Origin of the sequence: Micromonospora sp. GCM10011542 (genome assembly GCF_042650685.1) — a bacterium.
In the GTDB taxonomy this organism is placed as follows: Bacteria; Actinomycetota; Actinomycetes; order Mycobacteriales; family Micromonosporaceae; genus Micromonospora.
The window spans coordinates 142,064-155,509 of sequence record NZ_JBHSBO010000059.1 but is presented as its reverse complement, the minus strand read 5'-3'; the positions used below and the strand labels follow the sequence as shown (position 1 = coordinate 155,509).

11 protein-coding genes are annotated in these 13,446 nt (G+C 74.7%); 7 read left to right on the top strand and 4 right to left on the bottom strand.

Features of this window, described 5'->3' with window-relative positions; all coding sequences use genetic code 11:
• Positions 1 to 6: 6 nt before the first annotated feature.
• From ACFOW4_RS25285 to ACFOW4_RS25265, 5 genes are all read left to right on the top strand, one after another.
• Positions 7 to 675 carry a response regulator transcription factor gene (locus ACFOW4_RS25285; RefSeq protein ID WP_007072219.1) on the top strand — a complete coding sequence of 223 codons (669 nt, stop codon included), beginning with the start codon at positions 7 to 9 and terminating at the stop codon, positions 673 to 675.
• 195 nt (positions 676 to 870) lie between these two features.
• Positions 871 to 1,680 (top strand): SAM-dependent methyltransferase, encoded by an 810-nt coding sequence (locus ACFOW4_RS25280; protein WP_377532059.1) that lies wholly within the window; start codon positions 871 to 873, stop codon positions 1,678 to 1,680.
• 88 nt (positions 1,681 to 1,768) lie between these two features.
• Complete coding sequence (locus ACFOW4_RS25275) at positions 1,769 to 3,436, top strand: putative bifunctional diguanylate cyclase/phosphodiesterase (RefSeq protein WP_377532133.1); 1,668 nt, start codon at positions 1,769 to 1,771, stop codon at positions 3,434 to 3,436.
• 327 nt (positions 3,437 to 3,763) lie between these two features.
• Entirely contained in the window at positions 3,764 to 4,348 is a 585-nt protein-coding gene (locus ACFOW4_RS25270) for a TetR/AcrR family transcriptional regulator (protein WP_377532056.1), read from the top strand.
• 30 nt (positions 4,349 to 4,378) lie between these two features.
• Entirely contained in the window at positions 4,379 to 5,050 is a 672-nt protein-coding gene (locus ACFOW4_RS25265) for a lysophospholipid acyltransferase family protein (RefSeq protein ID WP_377532053.1), read from the top strand.
• Between the two features lie 75 nt (positions 5,051 to 5,125).
• Here the strand turns inward: ACFOW4_RS25265 and ACFOW4_RS25260 are convergent, their stop codons facing one another.
• The 4 genes from ACFOW4_RS25260 to ACFOW4_RS25245 form a co-directional block, all read right to left on the bottom strand.
• Positions 5,126 to 6,250, bottom strand: a complete 1,125-nt coding sequence (locus ACFOW4_RS25260; RefSeq protein WP_377532050.1) for a glycosyltransferase family 4 protein — start codon at positions 6,248 to 6,250, stop codon at positions 5,126 to 5,128.
• Positions 6,247 to 7,506 carry a M48 family metalloprotease gene (locus ACFOW4_RS25255; RefSeq protein WP_377532047.1) on the bottom strand — a complete coding sequence of 420 codons (1,260 nt, stop codon included), beginning with the start codon at positions 7,504 to 7,506 and terminating at the stop codon, positions 6,247 to 6,249. The genes ACFOW4_RS25260 and ACFOW4_RS25255 overlap by 4 nt, the downstream gene beginning before the upstream one ends.
• Before the next feature lie 205 nt (positions 7,507 to 7,711).
• The gene (locus ACFOW4_RS25250; RefSeq protein ID WP_377532045.1) at positions 7,712 to 7,927 is read right to left on the bottom strand and encodes a hypothetical protein; all 216 of its coding nucleotides are present in this window, start codon (positions 7,925 to 7,927) and stop codon (positions 7,712 to 7,714) included.
• A gap of 228 nt (positions 7,928 to 8,155) precedes the next feature.
• Positions 8,156 to 9,613 carry an NYN domain-containing protein gene (locus tag ACFOW4_RS25245; protein WP_377532042.1) on the bottom strand — a complete coding sequence of 486 codons (1,458 nt, stop codon included), beginning with the start codon at positions 9,611 to 9,613 and terminating at the stop codon, positions 8,156 to 8,158.
• A 127-nt stretch (positions 9,614 to 9,740) separates the two neighbouring features.
• Between ACFOW4_RS25245 and ACFOW4_RS25240 the strand changes: the two genes are divergently transcribed.
• Together ACFOW4_RS25240 and ACFOW4_RS25235 are read left to right on the top strand one after the other, a co-directional pair.
• On the top strand, positions 9,741 to 11,495 hold the full coding sequence (locus ACFOW4_RS25240) for a DEDD exonuclease domain-containing protein (protein ID WP_377532040.1): 1,755 nt from the start codon (positions 9,741 to 9,743) through the stop codon (positions 11,493 to 11,495).
• Between the two features lie 130 nt (positions 11,496 to 11,625).
• Positions 11,626 to 13,413 carry a RelA/SpoT family protein gene (locus ACFOW4_RS25235; protein WP_377532130.1) on the top strand — a complete coding sequence of 596 codons (1,788 nt, stop codon included), beginning with the start codon at positions 11,626 to 11,628 and terminating at the stop codon, positions 13,411 to 13,413.
• Positions 13,414 to 13,446 lie beyond the last annotated feature (33 nt).

The window sequence follows — 13,446 nt, the reverse complement described above, 5'->3', positions numbered from 1 at the left end:
CCGAGGATGACCACAAGTCCGACACCGGCCACCCGCACCAAGGTCCTCCTTGTCGACGATCACGACCTGATCCGCAAGGGCCTGCGGCACGCCTTCGAGCGCGACCGTCAGTTCGAGGTCGTCGGTGAGGCCGCCACGGCGGCGGAGGGGGTACGCCAGGCCGGGGCCCTGCAGCCGGACGTGGTGATCATGGATCTGCGGCTGCCCGACGGCAGCGGCCTGGAGGCCACCCGAGCGCTGCGCAAGTCCAGCGCGTCGATGGGCATCGTGGTGCTGACCATGTACGCCGGCGACGACCAGCTCTTCGGTGCCCTGGAGGCCGGCGCGAGCGCGTTCGTGCCGAAGACCGCGCCGGCCGACGAGGTGGTCGCCGCAGCGCGGCACGCCGCCTCCTCGCCCAGCGCGTTCACCGCCGCCGACCTGGCCGAGGCGATGAAGCGCCGACTGGCCCCGTCCGGCCCACAGCTCTCCCCCCGCGAGGGGCAGGTGCTGCGGCTGCTCGCCGACGGCATGAGCGTGGCCGGCATCGCCAAGCAGCTCTTCGTCAGCGAGTCCACGGCCAAGACCCACATCTCCAAGCTCTACGAGAAGCTCGGTGCGGCCAACCGGGCGCAGGCTCTGATGACCGCGCTGCGGCTCGGTCTGCTCGAGGCCCCGGACGCCCCGAAGTTCTGACCCTCCCACCCGTTCGTCGAGCGGGACGACGCGTGTGACGCGAGGTCCGCGCCAGCCCACGGGCTGGCGCGGACCTCGCGTATCGACCGACGTCGGCGGCGATCCGCCGACAGGCTATGGTCTGGCGGGCAACGGGGCGGGCAGAATACCCGCGCGGGCAAGGACGCCCGCGTCGCGGACTCGAAGGGTGAGCGCATGCAGCGGCCGGACTGGGCACCCGACAGCATCGACATCGAGCGCCCGAGCGTCGCGCGGATGTACGACTACTACCTCGGCGGTTCCCACAACTTCGCCGCCGACCGCGCGGCGGCGCAGGCGATGGTGGCCGCGGTGCCGGAGGCGCCGCTGATGGCGCAGGCCAACCGGGCCTTCCTGCGCCGGGTGGTGCAGCACCTGGCCGGAGCCGGCATCCGGCAGTTCCTGGACATCGGCTCGGGCATCCCGACGGTGGGCAACGTGCACGAGATCGCCCAGCGCGTCGACCCGGCCTCGCGGGTGGTCTACGTGGACGTCGACCCGGTGGCGGTGGCGCACAGCCGGGAGATCCTGGCCGGCAACGACCGCGCCGTGGTCGTGCAGGAGGACCTGCGGCACCCGGAGCGGATCCTGACCCACCCCGACGTACGGAAGCTGCTGGATCTCGACCAGCCGGTGGCCGTGATGATCGTGGCCGTGCTGCACTTCGTCTCCGACTCCGACCGGCCGGCGGAGCTGCTGCGTACCCTGCGCGAAGCGCTGGCCCCCGGCAGCTACCTGGTGCTGTCGCAGGCCAGCGACGACGGGCGCAGCTCCGACGAGCGGGCCGAGGCGGAGCGGGTCTACCGGCGTACCGACAGTCCGCTCTGGGTGCGCAGCCGCGCCGAGCTGACCGTGCTCTTCGACGGCTTCGAGCTGGTCGACCCGGGAGTGGTGTGGGTGCCGCAGTGGCGGCCGGACACCTCGGAGAGCGCGGAGGGAGCCGAGCGGGCGGTCTTCATGGGCGGCGTCGGGCGACTCGGTGGTTGAGCCGCCGGGGGCGACCGGGGCGGCATCCTGCCCAGGCACCTTCGCCCGGGCCTGGGCCAAGGCTGTCTCCGGCACCAGCTACCTGCCGATGACGCAGACCCAGTTGGAGGTCCTGCTGCACCGGCTCACCGGGCAGCTGGCCACCGCACTGCTCGCTGAGCCGTTCGACCTGCGCGTCGGGCACCGGGTGGGCGCCGACCTGGTCGCCGCGCACATCGCCTCCGCCGAGGGGCTGGGCCGTACCGTCGAGGTCATCCAGCTCCGGTTGGTCCGCGACCTGGGGCTGGTGGCCGAGGACGTCGAGGACCGGATGGCGCGGCTGCTGGCCGCGGTGGCGACCGGCTACGCCCGTGCCCTGCGGGACCGGACGCTGGACGAGCAGGAGTCGATCAGGCGGGCCGCGATGATGGCCCGCAGCCAGGCGGAACGGGCCCTGCGGGCCAGCGAGGCGCGGTTCCGCCACCAGGCCACCCACGACCCGCTCACCGGCCTGCCGAACCGGACGCTGTTCACCGAACGGCTCACCGCCGCGCTCAATGAGCCGGGTCGCGGAGCACAGCGCATCGGGGTGTGCTTCCTCGACCTGGACCGGTTCAAGGTGGTCAACGACACCCTGGGGCACCAGATCGGCGACCGGCTGTTGGTTGCGGTGGCCGAGCGGCTGTCCCGTACCGCCGGCGAGCACCTGCTGGCCCGGCTCGGCGGGGACGAGTTCGTCGTCCTGGTGGAGCGCGCCGGCGGCACCGACGACGTGGTGAAGGTGGCCGAGGCGGCGCTGGCCGCGGTCGGAGAGCCGGCGCTGGTCGACGGGCACGAACTACAGGTCTCGGCGAGCGTCGGGATCGTGGAGCGGCAGGTGGCCGGCACCACCCCCGGTGACCTCATGCGGGCCGCCGACAGCACGCTGCACTGGGCCAAGTCGGCGGGCGGGGCGCGCTGGGCGCTCTACGACGCCGAGCGCAACCGCCGCGAACTGGCCCGCTACGCGCTCTCCGCGGCCATCCCGGCGGCGCTGGAGCGCGGCGAGTTCTACCTCGACTACCAGCCGCTCACGTCGCTGCGCGACGGCCGACTGGTCGGGGTGGAGGCGCTGGTCCGCTGGCGGCACCCGGAGCTGGGGGTGCTGCGGCCGGACAGCTTCATCGGGCTCGCCGAGGAGACCGGGCTGATCGTGCCGTTGGGCGGCTGGGTGCTGGCCGAGGCGTGCCGGGAGGCGCAGGCGTGGTCGACCGGCGGCGCGGCGGCGCCCTTCGTGAGCGTCAACCTGGCCGTCCGGCAGGTGCACCGGCCCGGTCTGGTGCAGGAGATCCGCGCCCTGCTGCACCGCACCGGGCTGCCACCGGAACGGCTCCAGCTGGAGATCACCGAGAGCACCATGATGAGGACCGCCGAGGAACCGGTACGCGCGCTGCGGGTGCTGGCCGACCTCGGGGTGCGGATCGCCATCGACGACTTCGGCACCGGTTACAGCAACCTGGCGTACCTGCGGGACCTGCCGGTGACCGAGCTGAAGGTCGCCGGCGAGTTCGTCGCCGGGCTGCGCTCGCCCGAGCCGGGTCAGGCCGTCCGCACCGACGAGCGGATCCTCGCCTCGCTGGTGTCGCTGGCGCACGCCCTGGACCTGACGGTGACCGCCGAAGGGGTGGAGACCGCCGGGCAGGCCGAGCGGCTGCGGGCGATCGGTTGCGACGCCGGTCAGGGCTGGCACTTCGGGCGGCCCGCCCCGGCCGACCGGATTCTGGCCCGCATCGGCTGACCGGCCCACGCTGCCCCCGCCGGCCGACCGGGTCGCGTGAGTGGCCGCGCGGGCGCGGAGGTCCGCACCGACGTTGCCGGAGCGCTGGCACGTCGGCCGCGCGGACCGCGCGCCCCTGGATCGCCGGGACCGGGGAACGCGGCGTGGAACCCATCCGGCCTTCGGCGCCTTTGCTCTGCTTCAACCCGCGCAACGGATTCGGGCCTCGGCTGTCGCCTCAGTTGAAGCAGAGCAAAGGCGGGTGCGCCGAGTGCGGGTCGGCTCCTGGGCGCCAGGCGAGAGGAGCGCGGGGTAGACAACGTCTACGCTCCCTGGTAGACACTGTCTATGAGCGAGCGGGAGGTGGGCTTGCGCGCCCGGCTGGTGGCGGCCGGTGTCGAGCTGGTGCTGCGCGAGGGCCAGTCGGCGGTGTCGCTGCGCGAGATCGCCCGCCGGGCCGGGGTCTCGCACGGCGCCCCGCGGCGCTACTTCCCCACCCACCTGGACCTGCTCTCCGCCATCGCCCGGGAGGGTTTCACCGACCTCACCGGCCGGGTCGAGCAGACCCTGCGCGCCGCCGGCCCGGACCCGCGCGCCCGACTGACGGCGCTGGGCCGGACGTACCTGGACTTCGCGGCGGCGCACCGCGGCATGTTCGAGCTGATGTTCCGGCACGACCTGCTGGCCAGCAGTCGGCTGGGGCTGCGCGAGAAGAGCCTGCCGCTGTTCGCGGTGCTGGTGGACCTGGTGGCCCAGGTACGCCGGCCGACCGACGCGGCGGTCCCGGTGCTGGCCGGCGCGCTCTGGGCCAACCTGCACGGCATCGCCCAGCTCTGGGCCTGGGGCAGCCTGCCGCTGGCCACCGGCGTCGACGAGGACGACGCGCTGTTGCGCGCCGCACTGGACGCCCACCTCGGCCCGGCCCCCGCCTGAGCCGACCCGTCCACACCCCTGGGAGAAGCCGTGCCACTGCTGTACGACCTCGCCAAACTGACCGTCGGCACCACGCTGCGGTGGGGCTGGCGACCGCGCGTGGAAGGGCTTGAGCACCTGCCGCGGCACGGCGGCGCGATCCTCGCCGGCAACCACCTGTCCGTCGCCGACGAGCTGTTCCTCGCCAGCGTGACGCCCCGGCACGTCGCGTTCTGGGCCAAGGCCGAGTACTTCGCCGGCCACGGGCCGCGCGGCTGGCTGAGCCGGCGGATCGTCGGCGGCATGGGCGCGATCCGGGTGGAACGTGCCGGCGGTCGGGCCGTCCTGAGCGCGTTCGACGCCGCCGTACCGGTGCTGCGCGCCGGTGGCCTGGTCGCCGTCTACCCGGAGGGCACCCGCTCGCCGGACGGGCGGCTCTACCGGGGCCGCACCGGGATGACCCGGCTGGCCCACGACGCCGGCGTGCCGATCGTCCCGGTCGGCGTGCTCGGCACCGCCGAGGTGCTGCCGGTCGACGCGCGGCTGCCCCGCCGGCATCCGGTCACCCTGCGGTTCGGCCCACCGATCGCGGTCGCCGGCCGGATCGACGGGCCGCGCGACATCCGGACGGTCACCGACGAGGTGATGGCCGCGATCCAGCGGCTCACCGGCCAGGAGTACGTGCCGCGCTACGCACCGCGCCGTGGCAGCCCCTCCGCCTGAACCCCGGCGAACGGCGCCGCCTGAACCCGCGAACGGCACGCGGGAACCCGAGCGGCCCGGCCAGCGGCCGTCCGCTCAGCCGGCGAGCAGAGTGGCCATGCGTTGCGCCTGGGCCTCCCAGCGCCACTCCCGCTCCACCCACGCCCGACCGGCCGCACCCAGCTGGCGGGCCAGGTCCCGGTCGGCCAGCAGGCGCGACACCCGGTCGGCGAGCTGGGTGACGTCGCGACCGCGTACCACGTAGCCGGTCTCCCCCTCGCGGACCGCGTCCGGCGCGCCGCCGGAGTCGCCGGCGACCACCGGCAGCCCGGTCGCGGACGCCTCCAGGTAGACGATGCCGAGCCCCTCCACGTCCAGGCCGCGGTTGCGGGTGCGGCAGGGCATCGCGTAGACGTCGCCGGCCGCGTAGTGCGCGGGCAGCTCGGCGGCCGGCACCGACCCGGTGAAGACCACGTCCCGCTCCACGCCCGCCTGACGGGCCAGTTTCTCCAGCGTGGCCCGGTACGGGCCGCCACCGACCACCAGCAGCGCGGCGTCCGGCACCCGGCGGCGGATCTCCGGCAGCGCCCGGATCAGCATGTCCTGGCCCTTGCGCGGCACCAGCCGGGACACGCAGACCACCACCGGCCGGTCGGCCAGACCGAGCCGGACCCGCACCGGCTCGCCGTCGACGCTCGGGTGGTAGGTGTCCACGTCCACGCCGGGGGCGAGCCGCCGCAGCTCGGTCAGCCCGTCCAGCACCCGGGCCAGCCGGCTGCGGGTGTACTCGCCCAGGTAGGTGGTCACGTCGACGCCGCGCCCGATCCGGCGCAGCGCCGGACGGGCGGCCGGCAGCGCCGCCCAGCCCACCTCGTGGCCGTGGGTCTGCGCCACCACCCGGCGGATGCCCGCCCGGCGACGCAGGCCGGCGGCGAGCAGCCCGAGCGGGGCCGCCGCGCCGAACCACACCGTGTCGCAGTCGTACGCCCGGGCCAGCCGCGCCGCCCGGCGGGCGATCAGCGGGGTGGGCAGCAGCACCCGGGTGCGTTCCCGGACCACCTCGAACGGCTGGTCGGCGTCGAACTTCTCCGCTCCCCGCCAGCTCGACGCGTAGACCACCACCGAGCCGGCGGGCTGGCGTACCGCGAGGTTGTGCACGAAGGACTGGATCCCGCCGGGGCGGGGCGGGAAGTCGTTCGTGATGAGCAGGGTACGGCTCACCGGCCGACCTCCCGGGCGTACGCGCGTGCGGCGGCCATCCGCTCCACGGTGGACGGGTGTGAGGCGGAGTAGAGGTACTCCCAGCGGGGCGGGTCGGGGTCGCCGAGGTTGATCGAGGAGAGCCGCCGCTGCATCGCCTCGAAGGTGCCCGGGTCGCCGGTGAGCGCCAGCGCGTGCGCGTCGGCTCGCGCCTCCACCCGTCGGGACATCACGGCCTGCACCGGCGCGGCGATCAGCCCGGCCACCGTGACCAGCGCGACCAGCAGCGGGAACGCGCGGGGCTGGGCGACCGAATCGACGCCGGCCAGCCGCAGCAGCGGCCCCCACGAGCCGAGCAGGTAGAGCGCCACCACCGCGGCGGCCGCGCCCAGCGCTCCGGTTAGCGTGCCGACCGCGACGTCGGAATCCTTGGCGTGGCCCAGCTCGTGTGCCACCACGGCGGTCACCTCCTGCGGGGTGGCCTCGCGCAGCAGCGTGTCGTACACCACCACCCGCCGGGTCGGCCCGAGCCCGGAGACGTACGCGTTGACCGCCCGCGTGCGCCGGGAGGCGTCGGCGACCAGCACGTCGCGCACCGGCACCCCGTCCCGTGCGGCCATGCTCATCAGCTCGGTGCGCAGCGGGCCCTGCTCCATCGGGGTGAACCGGTTGAACACCGGCTCCACGAGTACCGGCAGCACGAAGGACAGCAGCACCACCAGCAGGGCCGCCCCGGCGGCGCCGAACGCCCACCACCAGCGCGGGGCGAGCCGGATGACCGCGTAGAAGCCGAGCAGCGCCACCGCGCCGATCACCGCGCTGACCGCGTACGACTTGAGCAGGTCGACCGCCCAGCCGCCCCAGCCGTTGGTGCTCAGCCCGTACCGGGTGAGCACGCTCTGCCGCCACGCCGCGAACGGGAGGGTGACCAGGTCGGCGACCAGCACCACGGCCAGCCCGCCGAGCACCGCCTGGGCGGCCCAGTGCCCGCCGAACGGCCGGCCGGCCAGCTCGACCAGCCGGCTGCCGAGCGGGGTCAACCCGAGTGCGAGGGCGGCCAGCAGCCCGACGGCCAGCCCCCCGTAGCCGCCCGGGCGCAGCGCGGCGCGGAACTCTCGCCCGCGGGCCACCTGCTCGGCCGGCAGGTCGCGGAGCGCGGCGAGCTGGTCGGCGCGGGGCGCCGGCGGCCGGTGCCAGGGGATCAGCAGCGCGACGGTCACCACCAGCGCGACGGTCAGCCCGGCCAGGGTCAGCAGCGCCCAGCCACGCGGGCTCACCGGGGCACCGCCGTGCCAGCCGCACAGTGGGCGTCGTCGCCGCTGCCGGCGGGCCCGCCGTGGTCGCGCCGTACCCCGCTCATCCCGCCGCTCCTCCCGCCGTGACCGCCCATCCTATGGCCCGCCAACCGTGCGCCTCGGGCCCGGTGCCCGACCCGCGGTCACGCCACCGACGGGCCGCACGACGTCCGACGCGGTGCCGGGGTCAGGCCACCCGACGGGCGGCGCGACGCCGGCTCTGCGCGGGGGCGGGCGGCGCGAGGACCTCAACCTCGAAGCCGGCCCGGGCGAACACCTCGATCGCCTGGACCTCGGCGGCGTCGAGCCCCGCCGCGGGGGACGTCTCGTCGAACAGAGCGGCCACCAGGCAGCCGGAGCAACCCTCGCCCCGGTGCGGGCAGCCCTCGCAGTCGATGAGCATGGAACCTCCTGATCGCGCTGGCGGTGCCCGGGCCCAAGACGTCGTCGCCGCCCGAGCACCGTCGGTCACATCGACGCTAACCACGGGGTACGACAGAAACCGGACAACGGCCATCGGACCCGATCACATGGTTGCCAATGTCCACCCGACATCCAGGAGGTCGGGTTGTCCGCCTAATCGGGACGCCCCGATTTCACGGAGGTCGGGTCGATCAGCCCGGTGGCGCGGTCAGGAGCGGGCGAGCCGACGCAGCAGCGAGTCGGCACCGAGCGGGTACGCGCCGTGCCGGCGTACCCCGTCGGCGACCTCACGGTCGGACGAGACCACCACCACCGGGCGGCCCGCCGGCTCGGCCCGGACCAGCCGTCGGATCAGCTCGTCGGCGGTCTCGCCCTTGCGGGAGAAGAGCACCCGCACGCCGCGCGGCGCCGGCGGGAGCCCGTGCATCCGCTCGGCACCGTCGAAGACCACGGTCACCTCGTCGCCGGTCTGCGCGGCGAGCCCGCCCAACCCGGTGATCAGGCGCTTGCGCTGCTGCTCCAGGGACATTTCGCCGAAGCCGCGCTTGGTGACGTTGTAGCCGTCCACCACCAGGTGCGCCCGGGGCAGGGCGAGCAACTGGTCCAGCCGGGCGGGGTCGTCGGTGTCCCGGGCGCGGGCGGCGGGACTGGCCGGCGCGGTGCCCGGCTGCTCGGCGAACGCCTCGGCGACGAAGTCGGCGGGCAGCTTATCCACCGGGTCCAGCGCCAGCTCCCGGCGCAGCCCCACGGCGGCCTGGCCGATGGTCTCCAGCAGCAGCCAGAGCCGGGCGTCGTCGACCGACCGGGCCTCCTTGGCGCTGGCCCGGGCCATCCCGGCCGCCGCCTCCGCCTCGGCCAGCCGGGCCCGGGCCCGACGCAGCTCGGCGTCCACATCGGCGCTCGCCCGCGCGGCCCGGCCCCGTTCGGTGGCCAGCAGTTCCGTCGCCCGGCGCTCGCGCGCCTGGGTCTCCCGCAGCGTGCGGGCCAGCTGCCGGGACTCCTCCCGCAGCTGCCCCAGCTCCTCCCGGACCCGGGCCAGCTCGTCGCGGAGCTTCTCCGCCTCGACCCGGGCCACCGCCCGGTCGTGCTCGGCGCGGGTGGCCCGCTGCTCGGCCTCGCGGACCAGTTCGGCGACGACCGCGCTGTCCGCCTCGGCGCGCACGGCCGCGCCGCTGGCCTCGATCAGGTCCCGCCAGCCGAGAGGACGGGCCAGATAGGCCAGCGCGGCCACCTCGACCGGGTCGGCGGCGGCCGGCGCCGTCCCCTCGACCACGGCCGCCCCGAGGTCGCCGGCGTCGGCCAGCACCCGGGCGGTGACCCGCTGACGGAACAGCGGGTCGGCGGTCAGCTGGGCGGCGATCACCGGTGCGCCGAGCCGGGCCCGCCGGTTGGGGGCGAACTTCGCCACCCGGCGCAGCGGCACCGGCACCTCGTCGGCGGGCAGCCCGGGCAGCACCGCGGCGGTCAACGCCACGATCCGCTGGCGGACCGGCTCGGGCAGGGTCGGCTCCGGCTCGATCGTCGGCCCGCCGACCGGCTCCGCCGCGCCGGATGCGGCTGGCGTCTGGGCATTCGGTGCGTCGTCGTCCGGGTCGCCCACAACACCGTCGCGCGCGACCGGATCCTCCTGCGGGAGGTGGTCGTCGTACGGCTCGGTGAGGGGCATGTGGCAAGTCTCCCACCGCGACCGGGCCCACCGCCCGGTGAGTGAGCCGATCTCTCATCCTAGCCCCATGGAGACCCCTGGGACCGCTGAGACGGGAGTGTCGGACCGGGGCGCTAGCGTGCCGCCGATGGCACAGGCGGAGTACGTGCAGGAGTCCCTCGCTGGTCTCGACCCGGCGGTGGGTGGGGTCGACCCGGCGCTGCCGCTCTACGCGACCACCTTCGTGGTGGTCGACCTGGAGACCACCGGCGGCGCGCCGGACGGCGGCGGCATCACCGAGATCGGCGCGGTGAAGGTGCGTGGTGGCGAGCAGCTGGGCGTGCTGGCCACCCTGGTCAACCCGGGGCAGCCGATCCCGCCGTTCATCACCGTGCTCACCGGCATCACCCAGGCGATGCTGCTGCCGGCGCCGCCGATCGAGCAGGTGCTGCCGAGCTTCCTGGAGTTCATCGCCGACGCGGTGCTGGTGGCCCACAACGCCCCCTACGACGTCGGTTTTCTCAAGGCGGCCTGCGCGAAGCACGGCTACCGCTGGCCCAACCTCCGCGTACTGGACACCGCGGCGCTGGCCCGCCGGTTGCTGACCCGTGACGAGGTGCCCAACCGCAAGCTCGGCACCCTGGCCGCCTACTTCCGCACCGCCGTCCAGCCGACGCACCGGGCGCTGGACGACGCGAAGGCCACCGTCGACGTGCTGCACGGGCTGATCGCCCGGCTCGGCGGGCACCGGGTCGACACCGTCGGCGACGCAATCGAGTTCGCCCGGGCGGTCACCCCGACCCAGCGGCGCAAGCGGCACCTGGCCGAGGGGTTGCCGAAGGTTCCCGGGGTCTACATCTTCCGCGCCGCCGACGACCGGCCGCTCTACGTCGGCACGTCGGGCGACATCGCCACCCGGGTGCGCAGCTACTTCACCGCCGGGGAGAAGCGGGCGCGCATCTCGGAGATGCTCGCCGCCGCCGAGCGGGTCGAGGCGGTGGAGTGCGCCCACGCGCTGGAGGCCGAGGTGCGCGAGCTGCGGCTGATCGCCGCGCACGCGCCGCCGTACAACCGGCGCTCGAAGTACCCGGAACGGATGGTCTGGCTGAAGCTGACCGACGGGCCGTACCCGCGACTGTCCGTGGTCCGCGACATCTCCCCCACGGACGCGGCCTACCTCGGGCCGTTCACCTCCCGGCGGGCTGCCGAGCTGGCGGCGGCGGGCTTCCACGACGCCGTGCCGCTGCGCCAGTGCACCCACCGGCTCTCGCTGCGTACCGTCACGCCGGCCTGCGCGCTGGCCGAGCTGGGCCGCTGCCCGGCACCCTGCGAGCATCGGATCACCCCCGAGGAGTACGACCACCGCGCGGCGGCGCCGTTCCGCACCGCGACCACCAGCGACCCGCAGGTGGTGGTCGACGCGCTGCTGGCCCGCATCGACGTGCTCTCCCGCGACCAGCGCTACGAGGAGGCGGCGGTGGTGCGGTCCCGGCTGGCCGCCCTGCTGCGCGCCACCGTGCGGATGCAGCGGCTGACCGCCCTGAGCGGGATCGCCGAGCTGGCCGCGGCCCGCCCGGCCGCCCACGGCGGCTGGGAGCTGGCCCTGGTCCGGCACGGCCGGCTGGCCGGCGCCGGCGTCTCCCCGCCCGGCGTCCACCCCCGACCGACGCTGGCCACCATCCGGGCCACCGCCGAGACGGTCCCGGCCGGGCACGGCCCGGTGCCGGCGGCCACCGCGGAGGAGTCCGAACGCATCCTGTCCTGGTTGGAGCGACCGGAGACCCGGCTGGTGGAGATGTCCTCCGGCTGGTCCTCACCGGTCGGTGGCGCGGCCCGGTTCCGCGACCTGCTGGCGAAGGCCGAGGGCGCCGCGTCCCGCCAACTCTCGACCGAACGCTCATGACCAAGTGACCGATCGGACTACGTCGACTCGCTTAGGCTGTTAGAGAAGTGCAGTCCTGCCCGATTCGTGGGCCTGCTCCCGACCGCCGGAGTCCCGGCGACCGCGGAGCCGGGGTGAGGAGGTGTCCCTCGTGGACGTCGACGCCGGACACGGCGCCGCCCTGGGGGGCGCCCTTCCAACCCCGGCGGGTGAGCTGCCGCTGACCCGCCGGCTGCGATCCCTGCTCACCTGGCCGACCACCGACTCGGACCCGGTCACCCAACTGGTCCGCACCCACCGGAGCATCCACGCCGGCACCGACCCCGCGGTGCTGCGCCGGGCGTACACCATCGCGGAGAACATGCACCGCGGGCAGTTCCGCAAGAGCGGCGAGCCGTACATCACCCACCCCCTCGCCGTCGCGCAGATCTGCGCGGAGCTGGGGATGGACACCATCACCCTGGTGGCGTCGCTGCTGCACGACACGGTGGAGGACACCCGCTACACGCTCCAGGCGCTGGCCGAGGACTTCGGCGGGGAGGTCGCCCACCTCGTCGACGGGGTGACCAAGTTCGACAAGGCGTTCTACGGCAAGGCCGCCGAGGCGGAGACGATCCGCAAGATGATCATCGCGGCCGGCAAGGACGTCCGGGTGCTGATCATCAAGCTGGCCGACCGGCTGCACAACATGCGCACCCTCGGGGTGCGCTCCGCGGCGTCGCGGGAGCGGATCGCCCGCAAGACCCAGGAGGTGCTGGTCCCCCTCTGCGACCGGCTCGGCATCCAGACCCTCAAGCGCGAGCTTGACGACGTGGTGCTGCTGCACCTCGAGCCGGACGAGCACGCCCGGCTGGCCCGGCACGTGCACGACCGGCCGGGCTGGGACGCGTACCTCGACTCGGTGGTCTCCCAGGCCAAGGTGGCGCTGCGGCGCAGCCGGGTCGACGCCGAGGTGACCCCTCGGCCGCGGCACCTCTACTCGATCTGGAAGGACACCGTCGCCGGCGGCCACACGGCCCCGTACGACCTGCCCCGCATCGCGATCGTGGTGGACGGCCCGGCCACCGACTGTTACGCCGCGCTGGGCGCGATCCACGGCACCTGGCGACCGGTCCCCGGCCGCTTCAAGGACTTCATCGCCTCGCCGAAGAACAACCTCTACCGGTCCCTGCACACCAGCGTGTGCGGCCCGCAGGACCGCACGGTGGAGGTGCTGATCCGCACCGAGGAGATGCACCGCTCGGCCGAGTACGGCGTCGCCGCCGACTTCCGCTTCCCGCGCTCGAGCAGCTCGGCGGCCCGCGCCGAGCAGCTGGACTGGCTGCGCCGCGTCCTCGACTGGGAGCAGGACGCGGCCGACCCGGCGCAGTTCCTCGAGTCGCTGCGCTGTGACCTGTCCGAGGCGCAGATCCAGGTCTTCGCCGACGGCCGGCAGGTGGTGCTGCCGGCCGGCGCAACCCCCGTCGACCTGGCGTACGAGTTGGGCAGCGACCGCGGCGACCACTGCCTCGCCGCCCGGATCAACGGCCGGCTGGCGCCGCTGAGCTCCGAGCTGGACGAGGGCGACGTGGTGGAGATCTTCACCGAGAACGACGCGGACAACGGCTTCGAGGCCGACGTCGCGCCGCGCGGCCCGCGCCGGGAGTGGCTGGGGTTCGTCAAGTCGCCGCACGCGCAGATGCAGATCAACCGGTGGTTCGCCGAACACACCGAGCCGGGCATCACGATCAGCGACAAGGTACGCCTCGGCCGGGCCACCATCGGGTTGACGCTGCGCCAGCACAACCGGGGGCTGGCCAGCGACCTGCCGCTGCTGCGCCTCTCCGAGGAGCTCGGCTACCCGGACCTGGAGACCCTGCTGGTCGCGGTCTTCGACCGGGTGATCGAACCGGACACCGTGGTACGCCAGCTCATCGACCTGGTCGACCATCGCCGGTGACGCCTCCGGGCCCCGGTGGGTCCGAGCGCCATT